Raw genomic sequence first — 21,404 nt, 5'->3', positions numbered from 1 at the left:
GTCGTTTTCACAGTGCTGACCGTGGCGATTTTCGCCCTGTTCGGCTTGATCCAACGCGGGGTGGAACGGCTGTGACTCAGAACATCATCGGTCTGGTGCTGGCCATCGCTATCGCCATCTATCTGGTTGCGGCGCTGCTTTGCCCGGAGAGGTTCTAGGTGAGTACGACTACAGCGGGGATCATCTTCGTCATATCCCTGATTGTCGCGCTGGCCCTGGTTCATGTCCCCCTGGGCGACTACATGTACCGGGTTTACAGCAGCGAGAAGAATTCCAAGGTCGAACGCGGCATCTACAAGCTGATCGGCGTCAAGCCGGGCGTGGAGATGACCTGGGCGGTCTACGCACGCAGTGTGCTGGCCTTCTCGGCCGTCAGCGTGCTGTTCCTCTTCTTCATGCAGCTGCTGCAGGGCAAATTGCCGCTGCACCAGAATAATCCGGGCACCAAGATGACCCCGGATCTGGCATGGAACACCGCGATCAGCTTCGTTACCAATACCAACTGGCAGAACTACGCCGGTGAGTCGACGATGGGTCACCTCGTGCAGGCCATGGGCCTCGGGGTGCAGAACTTCGTCTCCGCCGCCGTGGGCATGGCGGTCGCGATCGCGCTGGTGCGTGGTTTCGCGCGCCGGCACACCGGCGAACTCGGCAACTTCTGGGTGGATCTGGTGAGGGGAACCACCCGCATTCTGCTGCCGTTCGCGATTCTTTTCGCGATCGTGCTCGTCGCGGGTGGTGTGATCCAGAATCTGCACATGTACGACCAGGTCGCGACGACGGTCGGCAACACCGGTTCACAAACCCTGCCGGGTGGACTCGTTGCCAGCCAGGAGACGATCAAGGAACTCGGCACCAATGGTGGCGGCTTCTACAACGTCAACTCCGCGCACCCGTTCGAGAACCCGACCGCGTGGACCAACTGGCTGGAAATCTTCCTGCTGCTGGTCATCAGCTTCTCGCTGCCGCGCACCTTCGGCCGCATGGTCGGTTCCAAGAAGCAGGGCGTCGCCATCGCCGCCGTCATGGGCGTGCTGGCGATCCTGAGTGTCACGGTCATGAACCTGTTCCAGCTGCAGCACCACGGCACCGTGCCGAGTGCGATCGGCGCCTCCATGGAGGGCGTGGAAACCCGCTTCGGCGTATCGAATTCGGCGACCTTCGCGGATGCGACCACGCTGACCTCGACCGGTGCGGTGGACTCCGCGCACGATTCGATGACCAGTCTCGGCGGCATGATGACGATGTTCGACATGCAGCTCGGGGAGGTCGCGCCCGGTGGTACCGGCTCCGGCCTGTACGGCATGCTGATTCTCGCCGTGATCACGGTCTTCGTCGCCGGCCTGATGGTCGGTCGCACCCCGGAATACCTGGGCAAGAAGATCAACCCACGCGAAATCAAGCTGGCCGCTTCGTATTTCCTCGTCACGCCGCTGATCGCCTTGACCGGCACGGCCATTGCGATGGCACTGCCGGGCGAACGAGCCGGTATGGCCAACAGCGGTGCACACGGTTTGTCGGAAGTGCTCTACGCGTTCACCTCCGCGGCCAACAACAACGGTTCCGCGTTCGCCGGTCTGTCCGGAAACACCCAATGGTGGAACACGGCACTGGGTTTGGCCATGGTGTTCGGCCGCTTCGTCCCCATGATCTTCGTGCTGGCTCTGGCCGGTTCGCTGGCGAAGCAGGGCTTCACCCCGGAATCCGAGGGCACCCTGCCGACGCATCGGCCGCAGTTCGTCGGCATGGTCGCGGGTGTGACGGTCATTCTCGTCGCGCTCACCTTCCTGCCCATGCTTGCGCTCGGGCCGCTCGCTGAAGGAATCCACTCATGACCACTCCCACTATCGATTCCGCACCTGTGACGGAACCGGAAACCGCCTCGAAGGGGCGCGTCGCGAGCGGGGCGTTCGATCCGAGGATGCTCGTGAAGGCGCTTCCGGACGCGTGCAGGAAGCTGGATCCGCGCACCATGTGGCGCAATCCGGTCATGCTGATCGTCGAGATCGGCGCCGTCTGGTCCACCATCCTGGCGATCACGCACCCGACCTTCTTCGCCTGGGCGATCGTCGTATGGCTCTGGCTCACAGTGATTTTCGCCAATCTGGCCGAAGCCGTCGCCGAGGGGCGCGGTAAGGCGCAGGCCGACGCACTGCGAAAGGCCAAGACCGACACCATCGCTCGTCGCCTGGCGAATTGGTCGCCCGGCGCCCGCGTGGTGGAGGAAAAGGTTCCGGCGCCGGAACTGCAGCGTGGCGACTACGTCGTCGTCGAAGCCGGACAGGTCATCCCCGGTGACGGTGATGTCGTGGAAGGCATTGCCTCCGTGGACGAATCGGCCATCACCGGTGAATCCGCGCCGGTGATCCGCGAGTCCGGCGGTGACCGTTCGGCCGTCACCGGCGGCACCACGGTGCTGTCGGACCGGGTGGTCGTCAAGATCACCCAGGAGCCCGGCGGCTCGTTCATCGACAAGATGATCGCGCTCGTCGAGGGCGCGAGCCGGCAGAAGACGCCGAATGAGATCGCGCTGAACATCCTGCTCGCCGCGCTGACGATCATCTTCGTCTTCGCGGTGGCGACCCTGCAGCCGCTGGCCATCTTCTCGAAGATCGGCAACCCGGGTGTGCCGGACAATCAGGCGCTCGATATCAACGGCGTCACCGGCATAGTCATGGTCTCGCTGCTGGTCTGCCTGATTCCGACCACCATCGGCGCGCTGCTGTCCGCCATCGGCATCGCCGGTATGGACCGTCTGGTGCAGCGCAATGTGCTGGCCATGTCCGGTCGTGCCGTCGAGGCCGCCGGCGACGTCAACACCCTGCTGCTGGACAAGACCGGCACCATCACCCTCGGTAACCGCCAGGCCGCGGACTTCGTGCCCGTGCCCGGCGTCACCGCGGACGAATTGGCCGATGCCGCACAGCTTTCCAGCCTCGCGGACGAGACGCCCGAGGGTCGCTCCATCGTGGTGTACGCCAAGACGGCGTACAACAAGCGCGAGCGCACCGCCGGGGAACTGACCGGCGCGACCTGGGTGGAGTTCACCGCTCAGACCCGAATGTCCGGTGTGGACCTGTCCGATGGTCACCAGCTGCGCAAGGGCGCCGCCAGCGCCGTCACCGAATGGGTGCGGGCGCAGGGCGGTCAGGTTCCGGACGCGCTCGGCGCGGCCGTGGACGGCATCTCCGCATCCGGTGGTACGCCGCTGGTCGTCGGTGAGGTCGTCAAGGGCAAGCCCCGCGTGCTCGGCGTCATTCACCTCAAGGATGTCGTCAAGCAGGGCATGCGCGAGCGCTTCGACGAGATGCGCAAGATGGGCATCCGCACGGTCATGATCACCGGCGACAATCCGCTGACCGCCAAGGCGATCGCGGACGAGGCCGGAGTCGACGACTTCCTCGCCGAGGCCACTCCCGAGGACAAGCTGGCGCTGATCCGCAAGGAGCAGCAGGGTGGCCGCATGGTCGCCATGACCGGTGACGGCACCAATGACGCTCCCGCGCTGGCCCAGGCGGATGTCGGTGTCGCCATGAACACCGGTACGTCGGCGGCCAAGGAAGCCGGCAATATGGTCGATCTGGATTCGGATCCGACCAAGCTCATCGAGATCGTGGAGATCGGCAAGCAGTTGCTGATCACCCGTGGCGCGCTCACCACGTTCTCGATCGCCAATGACATCGCCAAGTACTTCGCGATCATTCCCGCGATGTTCGTGGTGCTGTTCCCGGGCCTGGACGTGCTGAACATCATGCGCCTGCACAGCCCGCAGTCGGCGATCCTGTCCGCGGTCATCTTCAACGCCCTCGTCATCGTGGGCTTGATTCCGCTGGCGCTGCGAGGAGTCAACTACACGCCCTCGAGTGCGTCGAAGCTGTTGAGCCGCAATCTCCTCATCTACGGCATCGGCGGCATCGTCGCGCCGTTCATCGGGATCAAGGCCATCGACCTTGTCATCCAATTCTTCCCGGGGATGTCCTAATGCGTATGTCAACCTGGATCCGGCAACACATCGCGGCGCTGCGCGCGCTGCTGGTGCTCACCGTCATTACCGGAATCATCTATCCCGCAGTGGTTCTCGGTGCCGGTCAGCTGCCCGGTCTGAAGGACAAGGCAGAAGGGTCCCTGCTGAAGCGGGACGGCAAGCTCGTCGGCAGCAGCCTGATCGGTCAGGCCTACACCGACGGCAAGGGCACGGCGCTGAACCAGTACTTCCAGACCCGCCCGTCCAACTCCGCGCCGGCCGACGGCAGCATTCCCGACGGCTACGATCCGACGAACTCCGCGTTCGGCAATATGGGCCCGGAGTCCGTGGTGGATTCGCTGGACGCGAGCGACCCGAAGAAGGACAAGGCCAGCCTGCTCACCACGGTGTGCTCGCGCAGCGCCGCGGTCGCCACGCTCGAGGGTGTGGACGGCAGCCGGCCTTTCTGCACCTCCGGCGGCGTCGGCTCGGTGCTGTCGGTCATGGGACCGCGGGACTCGCACGGCAATGTCACGCATCCGGCGCAGGTGATCAGCGTCAACGAGGCCTGCGCGACCAGCGGACCGGCGACCAAGCCGTTCCAGGACGCCTATGAGGGCGTCAAGGTCGAATGCGCCAAGCGCGGTGAGGATTACTCGGCCGGCCAGATCGTGCCGATCCGGGGCGACGCCTCGGTCGATACGGCGGTTCCGTCCGATGCGGTCACCGCCTCGGCCTCGGGGCTGGATCCGGATATCTCGCCGGAGTACGCGGCCATTCAGGTCGCCCGGGTGGCCAAGACCCGCGGTATCTCCGCGGATCAGGTGCGGGCGCTGGTGGATTCGAATACGCACGGCCGGGCCCTCGGGTTCATGGGTGAGAAGCGGGTGAACGTGGTCGAGCTCAATCTGAATCTGGACGGCAAGTACCCGTTCAAGGGCTGATGCGCCGCAGGGTCACCGCCAGCAACGGCTGACCGTCGCAGAGTCACCGCAAGCAACGGCTGACCGCCGCAGAGGTCGGCCGCGAAGGGCCGCAGTCACTTCCGCACAGGGAAGGGGCTGCGGCGCTTGCGTTCTCCGCAGCGCGCGACCGTATGGATTCGGTAAATATGCGCGGGCGTGCCGCATGGTCCCCGTCAAGGCGGCTGCCGCCATGGCCGGACTGCGAATAGCGTAGGGCCGAGCAAGGATTCGGCCCCGAAGGTGAGGCAGCGGTTCGATGGACAACCAGGCGTACGAGCTGAGCGCACTGCGCGAGCTGGTGAATCACCGTGGGGTGGTGGAGCTTATGGACCTGCTGGCCCAGGAGCCGCAGACCGTCGATGAACTGCGAGGCGCGCTCGGCATGCGCCGCCAGGGCGCGGCGCGCGTGCTGCGCGTGCTCGCCGCGTACGGGCTGGTCGCCACCGACGGTATCGGCAGCTGGGACGAGTCGCTGCGATTCCAAGGAACGGTCCGGCTGACCGAGACCGGCTGGCGCACAGTCGAAATGCTCTCCGATTTCGCGGTCTGGGTCGAGCTGTACGAACAGTCTGGCACGGCCCGCGACCGGTGAATCAGCTCGGCCACGGCTGATCAGCTCGGCCACGGCTGATCACCTCGGCGACAGCTGATCACCTCGGCCACAGTCGCCGCCCCCCGAGAGCGGCGGCTGTGGCCGGGCCGGCTCACGGGGTGCAGGACGCCGGGTCGGGAAGCTCGCTGCACGGGGTATTACCCGCAGCGCGCAGCACGTCCTTGCCCGCGCCGTTCGTGAGATAGCGCAGGAACGAGGCCGCCAGGGAATCGGCGGGCAATTCCCCGTTGCTGTAGGCGTATTCGACGCTCCAGAACGGATAGGCGTGAGCGAGGACCTGCTCCCGGGTGGCGGCGTGGCCGCCGATGGTCACGGTGCGCACATCGGTAGCCGCTGTGGCGTCGGCGTTTTCGCTGTAGCCGATGGCCCCGGGCAGTTCCGCGACGGCGCGCAGCATGTCCTTGGTGACCGGCACCTCGCAGAACGCGGGGCCCGGCGGATTGGTCACCGCGAGGGTCCGGCAGCTGGTGGTGGACGGTGCAGGGGGCTGGTCATCACCGAGCAGCCGGGCTCGGAAGGACTCCCGGGTGCCGGAGCCCAGCATGCGATTCACCACGCGCACAGGCAGATCCGGGCCGCCGATCGATTTCCAGTTGCTCACGCGACCGGCATAGATATCGCGGATCTGCTGGACGCTGAGGTCGGGTATGCCGACGCCCGGGTGCACGACCATGCTGAACACCGATTCCGCCAGGGTGCGGGGGAACAGGGTCGGATAACCGACGCCCTTGGGGCCGTCGCTGACGGCCAGGATGCCGGGATTGTTGCGGCCCTCCTCGTCGACGCGGGTGAGGCCGCGGTCGCTGCCGTCGAATTCGAAGGTGAAACCGGCTCCGGTGCAACGCTTCCCGTACGCGGCCGCGGCGGCGCGGACGGTAGGCTCGAAGGCCGATGATCCCACCAGATCGAGAGCGCCACTGGCGCATTCGGCATCCGGCGGGGCCTCGGGGCCGCGCAGTCCGACGACGTACTGGACTGCGATCATGACCGCCAGGAATGCGACGAGCGCGAGCAGGCGCGGTGACTGCCCGGAGTTGCTGCGCGTCTCGGCGACCCTGCCGCCCTTGATCTTCGCGCGCACGGTGGGCGCGGGCGATTCGTGCGGACCGGTGATCCGCTGCAGAATGGCGAGGATCTTGTAGTGGTCGCCGCGGTTCATCGGCACCTTCGGCAGGTCGATGATGCCGACCTGGTGTGCGGTGTCCTCGGTGGTGCCGATCCCGGTGCCGGGACGCAGCCAGTCGCCGAGCGTCGGTTCGCTCAGTTCGGTGACCGCCATGCCGATGACCCGCCGGTCCGGGAAACGGATGCGCACACCGACGCGCTCGGTCTCGGGGACGGCGTAATCGCTGCTGTCGATGGTGGTGGCGCCGCTGTTCTCGATGCGCACCAGCACCACGGACAGGTCCTGAAGTGCGGGCGAGGCTCCGGTGCCGCCGGGCCGCAATTGCGGTAGGACACCGGGGAATACGGATTCGATCTCGCCGGTGACGGGCGTGTCCATCTGCACCCGGTAGCCCAGTCGCTTGCGGCCCACCAGTACGAATTCCCAGACGAACGCGCCGACCGGCACCGCGATCCCGATGATCGCCAGCACGATATCGATAGGAAACCCGTTCACTGCGCCGCCTCCCCAGGGCTTCAGCGCCCGGTTCGGGCGCCGTCGACAGTGGCAACACGTGTCGGCGTGTGAGCGCCGAACCGATTCCGGGTGCACCCCGGGAGTTACCCGGCACGCACGATATCAGTTGCCGCGCTGGGGAGCCCGGTCACCACCAGCCCAGGATCGGCTGTAGTTGGCGGTCGAGTTCTGGTGCGAGAGAACGTGAATAGCTTGCTGTCAGGTGGTGTTCATCGTGGTAGACGAGGATGTTGCCCTCGACTACGGCGCAGACGGCGGGTTCGCAGACGGCGTTGTTCAGGTCGATATTGTGCACATTGGGCAGGCCGGCGGCTGCGGCGATGGCGGGGTTCACGGGGTTGAGGGCGTCGGTGCGCTTCATACCGCATTCGACGCGATTGCCGCCCGAGGCCAGACAGTCGATGGCGCGGTAGCGAATACCGTTGCGGCGCAACCACGGGGTGTCCCGGATGGTGATCAGCTGTAGGCCGCGGTCCGACAGGGCCGACCACACATCCCGGTAATCGTCGGGAACCTCGTCACCGCCATTGTCCGCGGGGCGGGTGCCGGTGGTGAAGACGAAGTCGGGGCGTTCGGTGCCGAGTCGTTCGAGCACATCGTGCGACCAGTCGCGGCAGTCCGGATTGTGCTGGCCCTTGTACATGGGGTCCTCGTCGGCGACGGTGAGCGGACACCCCATCTTCAGGTACACGACAATGCGGAAGCGGTACTTCTCGCCCAGGATCTGCAGCGCCGGAATCCAGTGCTCGGCATGGGAATTGCCGACCACGGCCAGCGTGCGATGCGCATTGGCGTCACCGTAGTTGCAGGTGATGACCGTGCGATTGTCGAAGTCGGCAATGCAGCCGTCCCGGGTGGGATAGGCGATATCGGCGGGCGCCTCTTCGGTGGTGGGGCGCATGGGCGCACGCGGTACCAGGGCGTGATCGGTCAGGGCCGCGGCGCCCGGGTACTTCGCCGGGTCCAGTTCGCCCACGGCATGGGCCTTGGCGCTATTGCTCCACTGCCATGCCAGCGTCGAACCCAGCAGCAGCACACCGACGGTCGAGACCGCGACCCCGGTGAGCATGCGGGTGCGGGACGGGAGGATCGGGCCCGAGCGCAGCCGCAGCGGCTCCTCCACGAACCGGTGGATGCCGTAGGCCACCACGAACGAGATCGCGATGATGATCAGGCCGCCGAGCGCGCCCGCCTCGCGTTCGTGACGCTCACCCAGATAGAAGATGAGCATCGGCCAGTGCCACAGGTACAGCGCGTACGCGAATCCGCCCAGCCCCACCATGGGCGCGGTGGCGAGCAGCCGGTTGACGACCGGTTGATCGGCGGTGTCCTGCCCGGCCCCGGCCAGAATGAGCGCGGCGGTCGCGGCCACCGGCAGCAGTGCGGCCGGCCCGGGGAACACCATGACGCCGTTGACCAGCCAGCCGCAGGCCACGATCGCGGCGATACCGGCCCAGGCGAATATTTCGCGCACCGGTTTCGGGAGCTTGACCAGGGGAGCGGCAATGGCCAGCAGCGCGCCGGCGAGCGGTTCCCAGGCGCGGGCCAGGGTGTCGTAGTAGTTCCAGCCCTGCTGTGTCGAAACACCCTGGGCGGCATACCAGAACGAGGCCGCGGCGATACCGGTGAACAGCACGGCGGTCGCCAGGCGCAGTCGTTCGGGGTGTGCGGCGCGGCGGCAGCACCAGGCCAGCAGCGCGATGAGCAGCAGCATGCCCAGATAGCACTGGCCCTGCACCGACATCGACCACAGGTGCTGCAGCGGGCTCACCGAGGGATCAGCGGCCAGATAGTCCGACCAGGACAGGGCCAGATACCAGTTCTGGTAGTAGAAGAGCGAGGCGAGCGTCTGTCCCGCGATATCGGACCAGCGGGTGTGCGGGAGCAGGATCACCGTGGTGACCACGACCGCGGCCAGCACCACCACCATCGCGGGTAGTAGGCGGCGCAGGGTCCGCCGGATGGTCGCCGGGACGCCCACCGGGCCGTGGTCGGCGCGGCGCAGCAGCATGCCGCCGAAGAAGAAACCGGACAGCACCAGGAAGACGTCCACGCCGCCGGAGACCCGCCCGAACCAGATGTGGAAGGCGACGACCAGGGCGATGGCGATACCGCGCAGCCCGTCCAGATCGTGCCGGTAGGCGCCGGGAACTCGACTCGGCGCCGGCGCGACCTGCGGGTCGCTGTCCGGCGTTCTGGGCGTGGGTTGCTCGGTGCTGGATAAGGACATGGCGGCGACCATTCTTGTATCGGCAACGCGAAATTTGCCAATCGCCACACATATCTTGACCTGAATGTGCTCTTCGTCCCTGTTCGAAGGGGTGGTCAGACGAAGGCGAAATACCGCAACCACAGATACGGCGCAGCTACCACGATGGTGACCACCGTCACTGCTATGCCCTTGCGGGTGAATTCCCAGAACGAGATGGGATGGTCCGAGCGCCGTGCGATTCCGAGCATCACCACATTCGCACTCGCGCCCACGGCGGTCAGATTGCCGCCGAAATCCGCGCCCAATGCCAGCGCCCACCACAGCGCATGCGCCTGACTTTCATTGCCGACGGTCGCTGCCAGCTGTGCTACCAGCGGACTCATGGTGGCCACGTACGGAATATTGTCGATGACGCCGGACAGGACCGCGGAGACCACCAGGATGAGCATGGTGGCCACCAGGGCATTGCCGCCGGTGAGCTCGGTCGCGTATTTCGCGAGTCGCCCGATCACACCGGTTTTCACCAGTGCGCCGATCATGACGAACAGACCCGCGAAGAACAGCAGGGTCTCCCATTCCACCGCGGCCAGGTAATCCCGCTGTGGCAAACCCGAAATCAGCACGAGCGCGCCCGCGCCGAGCAATGCGACGAGTGACGGTTCGAGGTGGAAAAGCGGCTGCCCGAAGAAGCCCGCGAATACCGCGGCCAGTACGACCGCGCACTTGATCAGCAGTTTCGGATCGCGAATGGCCTCACGCTCGTTCAGTGCCATGATGTCGGCCACGCGTTCGGGATCGACGGTGAACGAGCCGCGGAACAGGCGCGGCAGCAGCAGGGTGAACACGGCAAGTTCGATCAGCACGATCGGAGTCATATTCACCACGAAGTCGTTGAACGACAGGCCCGCCCGGCTGCCGATGATGATATTGGGCGGATCACCGATCAGGGTGCCGGCGCCGCCGATATTGGAGGCCAGCACCTCGGCGATGAGGAACGGCGCGGGCGGGATATCCAGGCGCTCGCACACCAGCATGGTCACCGGGGCGATGAGCAGGATCGTGGTGACATTGTCGAGGAAGCCCGAGGCCGTGGCGGTGATGAGGGTCAGCAGGATCATCACCCGCAGCGCGGAACCCTTGGCGCGCTTGGCCGCCCAGATGGCGGCCCATTCGAAGACGCCGGTCTGCCGCAGCACGCCGACAATGATCATCATGCCGAGCAGCAGGAAGATGACATTCCAGTCGATGCCGGTCTCGTGGGAGTAGAAGGCATCGTCGGAGTCCATGACACCGAGCGCGATCACCACGCCCGCGCCGGTCAGCGCCGCAATGGTTTTGTGGACGCGTTCGGTCGCGATCAGGATGTAGGCGATCGTGAAGACCGCCACGGCCACCGCGGTCACGTGGACCGCGCCGGGGTCAGTGCGTCAGTGACATCTCGCGTCAGTGACTCAGGGCCACTTCGAGCAGCCGCGACGCGGTGATCACGCCGAGCAGCTGCTTGCCGTCCAGCACCGCGATGAGCGGCGTCTTGTACCGCGCCATGAGCGCCGCCACCTCGACGGTATTGTCGTCGGCCTGCGCCGCCGGAATCTTGGTCAGCCGCTCCGGAATCACATCGCGAACCTTCTTGCCGCGCAGCCGATTCGCCACCTGATTGCACATGCTCTCGTTGAGCACCCCGGCCAGTGACGGATCGTCCTGCACATACTTCGGCACGATGAACAGCACCACCTGCGAGGCCGGCAGCACCGAATGCGGCGCGCCCTGGTCGTCGGTCACCAGGATGCCCGGTAGTCGATGTTCGGCCAGTAGTCGCGCCGCGTCCATCGCGTCCGAGTCCAGGTCGATCATCGGGTATTCCTCGGCCATCTGAGCGGCATGCATAACTGCAGGATACGACGCTGCGCCGGGGTATCACGCGAAGAGAATACGTCAAGATCGAATACAGTCGCCGCACCGAAGCTCCCACGTCGAGGCGCACGACCCGAGGCTTCGGGCCGCACGCCGACCAGGCTTCCCGGCACACCGCAAGACAGAATTCCGTTGAAGAATACGTCCGGCGGGCCACTTGTTCGGCATCGGCGAATGGACTGCCCCTTCAGGGCCGCGGGTAGGGGTCCATGGTGCAGAGGCGTTGCCGGTGTAATTCCTGCAGCTCGCTCACCCGGGTGAGAAAGCCTGCGATCATTTCGAGTTCGGCGGGGGAGTACCAGCTCAGCATCATCTTGTAGCCCTCGTCGATCAGTGACGAGATGAGGTCCTGTACGCGGCGGGCGGCGAGTTCGGTGGCCACCACGATCACCCGGCGGCGATCGGTGGGGTGCAGCGAGCGGGCGATATAGCCCTGCTTCTCCAGCCGGTTGAGCATGATCGTGGCGCCCGCGGCGGTGAGGCCCAGCCGTTCGGCCAGCATTCCGGGGGTGGTGGATTTCGCGTCTCCGAGCAGGACGATTTCCAGCGCGCGCCGATCGGTCTCGTTGACGCCAAGCAGCCGGATCAGTTCGCGGGCAAGATCTTCGAGCGTTCCGTGATAGAACTCCAGGGCTTTTCTGAGCTCTACCGCGATCGGGGCCGGTTCGGTTGATATCGGACGCACAGGCTCCCACCCTCGAACAGTTGAAACATGAAACCTCTCAACAGGAGTCACCGTCCACGTCTGGGCCGGACATGCACTGTACGACACAGTGGCGTTGCTATAGTCCGCATTACACACCCGGGCCAGATCGGTTTTCGCGCATGAAAACCGAAGCGGGGCACGGTAATTACCTGATACAACCCGTGGAACCTGGACCGGGCCGCTGCGGGCAGCCCGGTCCAGGCCTTCACCACATGGCGCCGGCGTGTATCCCGGCGGTCATGCTGATCCTTCTGCCCTGCGGATCAGCTGACGGTTGTTGTGGTGAGCGTGGGGGACGGGCTCGGGTAGCACGCGGTCGCGACATTGCCGACGATGGCCACCTTGGTCGTCATGGTCATCCCGGGGTTGGAATAGCTGGTCCCCGCGTATTTGCTGGTGATCGGCGTTCCGGGGGTGCCGGCCGTGACATTGATGGTCACCGCCGGCGGGGTGAAGCTGGTGCCGCCCGCGATCGGACCCGGCACGGTGAGAACGACATTCCCGCCGGAGGTCGACACGGTGCCGGCGACGCTACCGCCGGAAGCGGTGGCCGAGACCAGCGTCGAATTCGCCGGAGTCGGGAAGGTCATCTTCAAATTGCTGATGTTCGTCACCGTGAAGCCGGAGGCCGAACTGGGCACCGAGGACGCACCCGGGGTGAGGGTGATGGCCACGGCGGAGCCCGATGTCGTCGAGCCCGGCGCGGTGCCGGTGACCGAGGTGGACATGCTCGAGGTTTGGCTGATGCCGAAAATGGTGCCCTGACAACTCCAGTTCACGCTGACCGGGGTGGCGCTTGCGGGTGCGGCCAAACAGAAGAGAGTGGCAAGTGCCACCGGAGTAACAACACCGGCACGAAGCAGCACAGATGCGGTCGATCTCATAATAATCTCCAAAATGTGAAGCAATGGCGCGACCCGAGGGGTGGTGGGCCGTAACCGTAAGAGATTTGAAATGTAACCTGTTCTCATCTGGCCGCGGGCGGAATTGAAAATAACGGTTTGGCATCGATGATACATGCCGGACGTTCTGTCCGGTATGTATTTATCTGCAGTTAGTAACTCACTCTGGAAAATTAATATGAGCTCTGAACAGGGGTTCGGTCATATTGTCGACCATCAATTTCCCGGCATATTATTCGGCCTCGATAATTCTTTCTTTCGTCGAGCGGAGATATCGATACGATTACGGCCGGGTCAGTGCCGCATAGCGGGCGGTGTGGTGGGCGGTGGTGCCGTATTCGTACTGGATTGCGGTGAGGCGCTTGAAGAAGTGACCGATGGGCAATTCCTCGGTCATGCCCATGGCGCCGTGCAGCTGGACCGACTCCTGGCCGATGAGACGGGCGGCGCGGCCGATGGTCACCTTGGCAGCGGCGGCCGCCTTGGCCCGTTCGGCGGGGTCGGCGGTCAGTTTCAGCGTCACCAGATATGTTGCGGCTACCGCCTGTTCGAGCTCCAGGTGCATGTTCACCATGCGGTGCTGCAGGGCCTGGAAACTGGCGATCGGGACGCCGAACTGGTGGCGCTGCTTGGCGTATTCGACGGTATCGCCGACCACCTTGCGCATGATGCCCACCGCCTCGGCGGCGACGGCGGCAATGGCCTCGTCGAGGGTGGCGGCCACGGCCTCGCCCGCCTGCGCCAGCAGCAGGGAATCCGCTGGGAGGCGCAGGTTTTCGAAGGTGAGATCGGCGGCGGGGCGCTCGTCGATGGTGCGGAACGCTTCGACGGTGAGACCGGCGGGTGGGGCGGCGGGGTCGACATCGACGACGAAGAGCGCGATTTCACCGTCCGCCACGGCGGTCACCAGCAGGTGGGTGGCCAGCGGCGCCGAGGTGACCACGCACTTGCTGCCGGTGAGCAGCCAATCGTCGCCGTCGCGGCGGGCGATGGTGGCGACATTGGTGTAGTCGTAGCCCGATTGTGCTTCCAGAGCGGCGAATCCGGTGATGACCGCACCCTCGGTGATACCGGCGAGCAGATCCTCGGCCCGCTTACCGGTGGCGCGCCGCAGCAGGCCGCCGCCCACCACCACGGTGTCGATATACGGCTCGACCACGAGCGCGCCGCCCAGTGCCTCGGCGATGATCATCGTCTCGACGGGTCCGCCGCCGATGCCGCCGACCGATTCGGGCAGCGCCGCGCCCAGGATGCCGACCTCCTGCGCCAGTCCGCGCCAGACCTGCGGCTGCCAGCCCGCCCCGATTCGGGCTGCGGCGCGGCTGTTTTCGAGGTCGTAGCGGGCCGCGAGGAACTCCGTGACGGTGTCGCGGAGCAGTTCTTGTTCAGCGGTGAAGGAGAAGTCCATGGCTACAGTCCCAGGGTCGCTTTGGCGATGATATTGCGCTGAATCTCATTGCTGCCGGCATAGATCGAACCGGCGCGGTCGTTGAAATACCGCAGGGGTGCGACCGCCTGCCACTCCTGGCCGCTGACGAAACCGTCTGCGGGCGGGGTGAAGTCGGCGATCGGGCCGCCCGGCATGGTGGCGTGCGGCTGATACGCGCGACCGCGCGGGCCCGCGGCCTCCAGGGCCAGCTCGGTGAGGACCTGGCTCAATTCGGTGCCCAGGATCTTGATGGTGGAGGCGGCCGGGCCAGGATCCTTGCCGCTGGAAACCAGTGCCAGCGTGCGGTATTCGAGAATCTCCAGCACATCCGCGCGGATCCGGGCATCGGCGAGCTGCGCCGCGAAGGCCGGATCATCGATCAGCGCACCGCCGTTCGGCCCCGGCTGGGTTTGCGTGGCCTGGGCCAGCTCCTCGGCCATCACCTGCAGCGCCGGTGCGGCCGCGCCGCCGCCGCGTTCGAAATTGAGCAGGAATTTGGCGACGGTCCAGCCATCGTCGATGCGGCCCAGCACATTCGCCTTCGGCGCCCGCACCTGATCGAAGAAGACCTGGTTCTGCACCTGCTCACCGGAGGTCATGACCAGCGGCCTGATCGTCACGCCGGGCGCGTCCATCGGCATCAGCAGGAAGGTGATGCCCTGCTGCTTCTTGGCCTGCCGGGAGGTGCGCACCAGGGCGAAGATCCAATTGGCCTCGGTGGCATGGGTGGTCCAGATCTTGGAGCCGGTGATCACCAGATCCTCGCCGTCCTCGACCGCGGCCATGGACAGCGAGGCGAGGTCCGAACCGGCCTCGGGCTCCGAATAGCCTTGGCAGAAGAAGACTTCGCCGGTGAGGATGCGCGGCAGGAAGAAGTCCTTCTGCTCCGGCGTGCCGAACGCCATGATGGCGTGCGAGACCATGCGAATACCCATGGGGGACAGGTTCGGTGCGCCGGCGAGGGTGCATTCGCGGCCGAAGATGTAGTGCTGGGTGAGGCTCCAGTCGCAGCCGCCGTATTTCACCGGCCACGCGGGCGCGGCCCAGCCCCGGGCGTGCAGGATGTGCTGCCACTCCATGCTGGCTTCATGATCCGGGTAGACGCTGGTGGCCAGCCGCCCGGCCCGCCGCAGTCGCGGGGTCAGATTCTCATCGAGGAAGTGGCGCACTTCATCGCGAAACGCCAGATCACCGGGTGACCAGTCGAGGTCCACAAAAACTCCTCTTGTGCGAAGAACTGACCCCAACCATCTCACTGCCTCACCCCCGCTGGCAAATGTGCTGGCACCCGCCCTCACTTGCGGCTCTTGACACTCCAATGTGGAGGTTTATTCTGGGCTATACATTCCACTTTGGAATATCTCCGAAAGGCTCGACATGGACATCACCGCCGGTACTCGCGCCGCCGACGCCTCGAATCACCACCAACGCCACCACGTCCGGTAAATGGCCATGGCCGGATACACGGCGCTGCTCGGCCTTCACATCGTCGCGGGCACAGCCGGTCTACTGCTCGGCCCGCTGGTCGCCTGGGCCGCCGCGCGCGGCCGTCGCAGCTCCCGGGAACTCGGCGGCTGGTATCTGGGAATCGTTGTCGCCGTCGCCATTACGGCAACAGCACTGGTGATCTGGAAACGCACAGATCTGCGGTGGCTGGTCCCGGTCTCGGCGCTGACCGTGGCTCTCGCCGTCCTCGGCCGTCATGCGACCGGTCGCCCCGGCAGGTGGACGCACGGCTATGTGCACGGCCTCGGTGGCTCCTACATCGCGCTGGTCACAGCCACGGTCGTGGTGGCCTTTGCCCTGCACGGCCCGCTCCACGGCCCCGCGGAACTCATTGCCTGGCTCACCCCGACGGCCCTGCTCGCCCCGCTGCTCGAAATCTGGCGGCAGCGCTACAACCTCACCGTCATCGTCAGGTGAATGCCGGCGGCCTGCCTGGTCGCGGCATGACAAAAGGCCCGGTGGGAGGCGAGCGGTGGATGCCGCTGCCGTCCTGCCGGGCCTGCAACGAACGGCGGCCCGGCGTATCGGATACGCCGGGCCACCGTTCGATCACCTGCTAAAACTTAGGCAGGGGTGATGTTCTCGGCCTGGGGGCCCTTCTGGCCCTGCGCGATGTCGAAGGAGACCTTCTGGCCTTCCTGGAGCTCGCGGAAGCCCTGTGCGGCAATGTTCGAGTAGTGAGCGAACACGTCAGGGCCGCCACCGTCCTGCTCGATGAAGCCGAAGCCCTTTTCGGTGTTGAACCACTTCACGGTACCGGTAGCCACGATTGACTCTCCTCTTTGTTTTGGTGCGACCCGCACTTTACGGATCTGATGTCGCTGTAATGACCCCGCTAAGGATCACTGGAAACACAAATGCGCGCCTGCGTGATGGTCAGCAGGCGCGTACTGAAGTCTGTGAGAACCAAAAGTTGCAACACCCAGAGAGTACCTGATCTTAGGGACATCCGACGAATTCCCACCTCGTCGACGTGTCGCAAGTCTCTGCGCCGCTGGTTCGCGACGCAGGCCACTGTCTCGACCCTACGCGCCGGCCCGTCGGGGAACCGGACGCGTTCCCGGCATACCCGGGGCAATCGGGGCAGAGCGGGTAACCTGAGCGGCTGTGCATCTGAAGAGTCTGACGCTGAAGGGATTCAAGTCCTTCGCGTCCGCGACGACGCTGCGGTTCGAGCCCGGCATCACCTGTGTGGTGGGTCCGAACGGTTCCGGCAAGTCGAACGTCGTCGACGCGCTCACCTGGGTAATGGGGGAACAGGGCGCGAAAGCGCTGCGTGGCGGGAAGATGGAGGACGTCATCTTCGCCGGCACCTCCGGCCGCGCCGCGCTCGGCCGCGCCGAGGTCACCCTCACCATCGACAATTCCGACGGCGTCCTGCCGATCGAGTACTCCGAGGTCTCCATTACCCGGCGCATGTTCCGGGACGGGGCCGGTGAGTACGAGATCAATGGCAGCTCCTGCCGCCTGATGGATGTGCAGGAACTGCTCAGCGACTCCGGTATCGGCAGAGAAATGCACGTGATCGTGGGTCAGGGCCGGCTCTCGGCCATCCTCGAGTCGCGGCCGGAGGACCGGCGGGCCTTCATCGAGGAGGCGGCGGGCGTGCTCAAGCACCGCCGGCGCAAGGAGAAGGCGGTCCGCAAGCTCGACGCAATGCAGTCGAATCTGGCGCGGCTCAATGACCTCACCACCGAACTGCGCCGCCAGCTCAAGCCGCTCGGGCGGCAGGCCGAGGTGGCCCGCCGGGCCGCGACCGTGCAGTCCGAACTGCGTGATTCTCGGCTGCGACTGGCTGCCGATGATCTGGTGAGCCGCCGCGGCGAGCTGGAGAGTCAACAGAGTAAGGAGTCGTACGCGCGCGAGCAGCAGGTCAATGTGCATGCCGAGCTGGATGCCGCCAATGCCGCGCTGGCGCAGCAGGAATTCGAGCTGTCCCGGCTCACCCCGAGTGCGGAGGCCGCGGCGCAGACCTGGTTCCAGCTCTCGGCGCTGACCGAACGTGTCAACGCCACTATCCGGATCGCCCGCGATCGGGCGCGCAATTTGACCATCGAACAGCCCACCGGCGCCGGTCGCGACCCGGAGCAACTGGAGCGCGAAGCCGAGCGCGTCGAAGCCGAAGAGGCCGAACTTCTCGAAGCGGTCGAAATGGCCACGGCCACTCTGGAAGCCGCCCGCGATCAGCTCTACGACCGCGAACAAGCTGCCAAGGCCGCTGAACAGGCGCACCTGGCCGCGGTACGTGCCATCGCCGACCGCCGCGAGGGTCTCGCCAGGCTGTCGGGCCAGGTAGACACGCTGCGCTCGCGGGCGCAGTCGGTGGACGGGGAGATCACCCGCATCTCGGCCTCCATCGCCGAAGCGCGGCAGCGCGGTGCGACCGCCGATACCGAATTCGAAGCGGTACAGGAGGAATTGAACGAGCTCGACGCGGGCGAGGCGGGCCTCGACGCCCAGTACGAGCACGCCGCCGAGGCACTGCACAGCGCCGATGAGCGCGTCACCGAGCTGCGCGAGAAGGATCGCGAAGCCGGTAAGCGGGTGGCCTCGCTGGGCGCGCGCATCGAAGCGCTCACCATGGGCCTGGCGCGGCGTGACGGCGCGGCCTGGTTGCTCGAACATCGCACTGACGGGCTCCTGGGCCCGCTATCCGGGCTCATTCGGGTGCACGGCGGGTTCGAGGCCGCGGTGGCCGCCGCCCTCGGGCCGCTCGCCGATGCGGTGACCGCCGATACCGGGCCGTCCGCGCACGCCGCCGTGCGCGCGCTCAAGGAGGCCGACGGCGGGCGGGTCGCACTGGTGTATGCCGGTGCCGCACAGTCGAATACGCGCGCCGGGGGAGAGCTACCGGGTGCGGCGCGCTGGCTCGCCGAGGTCGTCGACTGCCCCGATCATCTGCGCGGCGCGATCACCGCGCTCACCACCGGCATTGCCGTCGCCGACAGTCTCGATGCCGCCGCGCAGGTCATCGCGGCTCGCCCGGAATTGCGCGTGGTCACCCGCGAGGGTGATCTCACCGGCGCCGGCTGGGTGCTCGGCGGCTCCGACCGCGCGCCGAGCCAGCTCGAGGTGCAGGCCGAGATCGACTCCGCCGGAATCGAACTCGCCGACTGGCAGCGGCAGGCCGAAACGCTCGAGGCCGCACTCGCGGGCGCGCTCGCCGAACAGACCGACCGCCGCGAAGCCGTGGATCACGCGCTGCTGGCCCTGCACGAATCCGACCAGTCGCTGGTCGCCATCTACGACCGGCTCGGACGGCTCGGGCAGACCGCCCGCAATGCCCAGCGCGAGTGCGAACGTCTGCTCGCTCAGCGCGTCGAGACCGAGACCGGGCGCGAGGAGACCCTCACCAAGCTCGCCGAACTGGAGAACCGGCTCCGGCACGTCGAGGACGAACAGTCCGGCATCGGCTCCGAATCCGAGAGCACCGAGACCGCCGGATACGCCCGCGAACAAGCCGCCGCGGCACTCGCCGAATCCCGCTCCATGGAGGTGGAGGCGCGGCTCACTGTGCGCACCGCCGAGGAACGCGCGGAATCGGTGCGCGGCAAGGCCGACGGTCTGCGGCGCACCGCCCGCGCCGAACGCGAGAACCGGGCCCGCGCCGAACGCCAGCACGCCGCCCGGCGGCAGGCCTCCGCGGTTGCCGCCGTGGTCGCCGAATCCGCCGAGAAGGTCGCCGCCGAACTGGAGAAGGTGGTCGCGCAGGCCGCGGTCCGCCGCGACGAATTGGTGCGCCGCCGTACCGAATTCGCGGCGCAGGTGGATCAGACCAAGGAGCGCGCCCGCGCGCTCAATACGGCACTGGCCCAGCTCACCGATGCCGTGCACCGCGACGAGGTCGCCCGTGCGCAGGCCGCGCTGCGCATCGAACAGCTCGAAACCAATATCTCCGAACAGTTCGGGCTCGCGCTCGAGGATCTGATCAACGAGTACGGTCCGGACACCCTCATGCCGCCGACCGCGCTGGAACTGATGGAGTACGAGCAGGCCAGGGAGCGCGGCGAACAGGTCAGCGAACCGCAGCCCATGCCGTACGACCGTGCCACCCAGGAGCGCCGGGCCAAGCGGGCCGAGAAGGATCTCACCACGCTCGGCAAGGTGAATCCCCTTGCGCTGGAAGAGTTCGCGGCGCTCGAGGAACGCTACAACTTCCTGGCCACCCAGCTCGAGGATGTCAAGAAGGCGCGACAGGATCTGCTCGACGTGGTCACCGAGGTGGATGCCCGCATTCTGCAGGTGTTCACCGAGGCATGGGAGGACGTCGAGCGCGAATTCGTCGGCGTCTTCAGCAAACTGTTCCCCGGCGGCGAGGGCCGGCTGCTGCTCACCGACCCGAACGACATGCTCTCCACCGGAGTCGAAGTCGAGGCGCGCCCGCCGGGCAAGAAGGTCAAGCGGCTGTCGCTGCTCTCCGGCGGTGAGAAGTCGCTGACCGCGGTGGCTTTGCTGGTCGCCATCTTCCGGGCCCGCCCCTCCCCGTTCTATGTCATGGACGAGGTCGAGGCGGCCCTGGACGACACCAACCTGCGCCGCCTGATCGGGCTGTTCGAGCAGTTGCGGGAGAAGAGCCAGCTCATCGTCATCACCCACCAGAAGCCGACCATGGAGATCGCCGATGCGCTGTACGGCGTCAGCATGCGAGGCGACGGCATCACCCAGGTGATCTCGCAGCGGCTGCGCGGGGAGAATCTGGTCGGCGCGACTACGTAATCGGGCGGGCCGGTCATCTCGCGGCAACTCGGCTCCGGGTGCCTCGAACAGGCCGGTCGCGGACGTATCTTCGTCGCTGTCCGCAACGCCCGACGGGCGGATCCCGGTGACCGGGATTCCTTTGTGCGACAGTGTGAAACACCTGCGCGTCGCACATTGCGGCCGCTAGCGTCCCGTGCTCATGAGACGTTCTATCGCAGGTATTGCTCTCGGTGTTGCTGTCACTGTCGCCGTCCCGCTGCCCGCCGCGCTGGCGGACAGCGGGTCCTCGTCACTGTCGGGAGGGACCGGATCCTCCTCGCTGTCCGGGGGCGGCTCCGGCTCCGGTGGCGGCGGCAGCCTGCCCAGCGAATCCCAGTGGATCTCCGATGTCACCACGGTCATCAACTCCGCACAGGCCTACCTCACCACCGCGCTGCCCGGCGCGACCAAGCCCGCCATCGTCCTCGATATCGACAATACGAGCCTGGAGACCCAGTACAGCCCGGGTCTGATCATCCCCGCCATCCCGCCCGTGCTGGCCCTGACGCAATGGGCGAAACAGCAGGGCGCCGCCATTATTTTCGTGACCGGCCGGCCGTCGCTGCTGAACATCTACAGCCAGCTCAACCTGTCCGCCGTCGGATACACCGTGGACGGGCTGTACGGCGGCGGACTCACCACCGGCTCCAGCGGTGCGGGCGCGCTCGCCGACTACAAGACGGCGACCCGCGTCTCCATCGAGCAGCAGGGATACACCATCGTCGCGAATATCGGCAACAGCGCCTCCGATCTGTCGGGCGGGCATGCCCAGCAGACCTTCAAACTGCCCGACTACAACGGCGCACTCTCCTGA

Annotated in this window: 17 protein-coding genes; 8 read left to right on the top strand and 9 right to left on the bottom strand. The window is 66.2% G+C overall.

Annotated elements, in window-relative coordinates:
• Positions 1 to 71: 71 nt before the first annotated feature.
• The 5 genes from kdpF (at position 72) to OG716_RS21075 (ending at position 5,521) form a co-directional block, all read left to right on the top strand.
• Positions 72 to 158 carry a K(+)-transporting ATPase subunit F gene (gene kdpF, locus OG716_RS21095; RefSeq protein WP_405139813.1) on the top strand — a complete coding sequence of 29 codons (87 nt, stop codon included), beginning with the start codon at positions 72 to 74 and terminating at the stop codon, positions 156 to 158.
• Positions 159 to 1,835, top strand: coding sequence for a potassium-transporting ATPase subunit KdpA (gene kdpA / locus OG716_RS21090; RefSeq protein WP_405139189.1), 1,677 nt, complete (start codon positions 159 to 161; stop codon positions 1,833 to 1,835).
• Positions 1,832 to 3,982, top strand: a complete 2,151-nt coding sequence (gene kdpB, locus OG716_RS21085; RefSeq protein WP_405139188.1) for a potassium-transporting ATPase subunit KdpB — start codon at positions 1,832 to 1,834, stop codon at positions 3,980 to 3,982. Before kdpA ends, kdpB begins: the two co-directional genes overlap by 4 nt.
• Positions 3,982 to 4,908, top strand: coding sequence for a potassium-transporting ATPase subunit C (locus OG716_RS21080; protein WP_405139187.1), 927 nt, complete (start codon positions 3,982 to 3,984; stop codon positions 4,906 to 4,908). Before kdpB ends, OG716_RS21080 begins: the two co-directional genes overlap by 1 nt.
• Before the next feature lie 277 nt (positions 4,909 to 5,185).
• A complete protein-coding gene (locus OG716_RS21075) occupies positions 5,186 to 5,521 on the top strand; it encodes a hypothetical protein (RefSeq protein ID WP_405139186.1) in 336 nt (111 codons plus the stop codon).
• 112 nt (positions 5,522 to 5,633) lie between these two features.
• On the opposite strand, the gene OG716_RS21070 is transcribed toward OG716_RS21075, so the two are convergent.
• From OG716_RS21070 to OG716_RS21035, 8 genes are all read right to left on the bottom strand, one after another.
• On the bottom strand, positions 5,634 to 7,163 hold the full coding sequence (locus OG716_RS21070; RefSeq protein ID WP_405139185.1) for a substrate-binding domain-containing protein: 1,530 nt from the start codon (positions 7,161 to 7,163) through the stop codon (positions 5,634 to 5,636).
• Positions 7,164 to 7,311: 148 nt separating this feature from the next.
• A complete protein-coding gene (locus OG716_RS21065; protein WP_405139184.1) occupies positions 7,312 to 9,414 on the bottom strand; it encodes an acyltransferase family protein in 2,103 nt (700 codons plus the stop codon).
• A gap of 95 nt (positions 9,415 to 9,509) precedes the next feature.
• Complete coding sequence (locus OG716_RS21060) at positions 9,510 to 10,799, bottom strand: SLC13 family permease (RefSeq protein WP_405139183.1); 1,290 nt, start codon at positions 10,797 to 10,799, stop codon at positions 9,510 to 9,512.
• A gap of 40 nt (positions 10,800 to 10,839) precedes the next feature.
• Positions 10,840 to 11,283: a CBS domain-containing protein gene (locus OG716_RS21055; protein WP_405139182.1), complete on the bottom strand. Its 444-nt coding sequence runs from the start codon at positions 11,281 to 11,283 to the stop codon at positions 10,840 to 10,842.
• 214 nt (positions 11,284 to 11,497) lie between these two features.
• Positions 11,498 to 11,995 (bottom strand): MarR family winged helix-turn-helix transcriptional regulator, encoded by a 498-nt coding sequence (locus tag OG716_RS21050; RefSeq protein ID WP_405139181.1) that lies wholly within the window; start codon positions 11,993 to 11,995, stop codon positions 11,498 to 11,500.
• 284 nt (positions 11,996 to 12,279) lie between these two features.
• Positions 12,280 to 12,828, bottom strand: coding sequence for a hypothetical protein (locus tag OG716_RS21045; RefSeq protein WP_355129977.1), 549 nt, complete (start codon positions 12,826 to 12,828; stop codon positions 12,280 to 12,282).
• 373 nt (positions 12,829 to 13,201) lie between these two features.
• Entirely contained in the window at positions 13,202 to 14,326 is a 1,125-nt protein-coding gene (locus OG716_RS21040) for an acyl-CoA dehydrogenase family protein (protein ID WP_405139180.1), read from the bottom strand.
• Positions 14,327 to 14,328: 2 nt separating this feature from the next.
• Entirely contained in the window at positions 14,329 to 15,561 is a 1,233-nt protein-coding gene (locus OG716_RS21035) for an acyl-CoA dehydrogenase family protein (RefSeq protein WP_405139179.1), read from the bottom strand.
• A gap of 238 nt (positions 15,562 to 15,799) precedes the next feature.
• Here OG716_RS21035 and OG716_RS21030 point away from each other — a divergent pair, with 238 nt between their 5' ends.
• Positions 15,800 to 16,270, top strand: a complete 471-nt coding sequence (locus tag OG716_RS21030; RefSeq protein ID WP_405139178.1) for a hypothetical protein — start codon at positions 15,800 to 15,802, stop codon at positions 16,268 to 16,270.
• Between the two features lie 146 nt (positions 16,271 to 16,416).
• Here the strand turns inward: OG716_RS21030 and OG716_RS21025 are convergent, their stop codons facing one another.
• The gene (locus OG716_RS21025) at positions 16,417 to 16,620 is read right to left on the bottom strand and encodes a cold-shock protein (RefSeq protein WP_297628059.1); all 204 of its coding nucleotides are present in this window, start codon (positions 16,618 to 16,620) and stop codon (positions 16,417 to 16,419) included.
• A gap of 340 nt (positions 16,621 to 16,960) precedes the next feature.
• Between OG716_RS21025 and smc the strand changes: the two genes are divergently transcribed.
• Both smc and OG716_RS21015 read left to right on the top strand, forming a co-directional pair.
• Positions 16,961 to 20,569, top strand: a complete 3,609-nt coding sequence (gene smc / locus OG716_RS21020; protein WP_405139177.1) for a chromosome segregation protein SMC — start codon at positions 16,961 to 16,963, stop codon at positions 20,567 to 20,569.
• A gap of 181 nt (positions 20,570 to 20,750) precedes the next feature.
• On the top strand, positions 20,751 to 21,404 hold the full coding sequence (locus tag OG716_RS21015) for an HAD family acid phosphatase (protein ID WP_405139176.1): 654 nt from the start codon (positions 20,751 to 20,753) through the stop codon (positions 21,402 to 21,404).

The organism is Nocardia sp. NBC_01388, assembly GCF_045040085.1.
Taxonomy (GTDB): Bacteria; Actinomycetota; Actinomycetes; order Mycobacteriales; family Mycobacteriaceae; genus Nocardia.
Note: the sequence above shows the minus strand (reverse complement) of the source record. Positions and strands in the feature narration are given on the sequence as shown.

What these genes read in the sequence shown, in the direction of transcription:
- kdpB (WP_405139188.1), top strand. Translation starts at nt 1,832, where the DNA reads ATGACCACTCCCACTATCGATTCCGCACCTGTGACGGAACCGGAAACC.
- OG716_RS21080 (WP_405139187.1), top strand. Translation starts at nt 3,982, where the DNA reads ATGCGTATGTCAACCTGGATCCGGCAACACATCGCGGCGCTGCGCGCG.
- OG716_RS21075 (WP_405139186.1), top strand. Translation starts at nt 5,186, where the DNA reads ATGGACAACCAGGCGTACGAGCTGAGCGCACTGCGCGAGCTGGTGAAT.
- OG716_RS21065 (WP_405139184.1), bottom strand. Translation starts at nt 9,414, where the DNA reads ATGTCCTTATCCAGCACCGAGCAACCCACGCCCAGAACGCCGGACAGC.
- OG716_RS21055 (WP_405139182.1), bottom strand. Translation starts at nt 11,283, where the DNA reads ATGCATGCCGCTCAGATGGCCGAGGAATACCCGATGATCGACCTGGAC.
- OG716_RS21040 (WP_405139180.1), bottom strand. Translation starts at nt 14,326, where the DNA reads ATGGACTTCTCCTTCACCGCTGAACAAGAACTGCTCCGCGACACCGTC.
- OG716_RS21030 (WP_405139178.1), top strand. Translation starts at nt 15,800, where the DNA reads ATGGCCGGATACACGGCGCTGCTCGGCCTTCACATCGTCGCGGGCACA.
- OG716_RS21015 (WP_405139176.1), top strand. Translation starts at nt 20,751, where the DNA reads ATGAGACGTTCTATCGCAGGTATTGCTCTCGGTGTTGCTGTCACTGTC.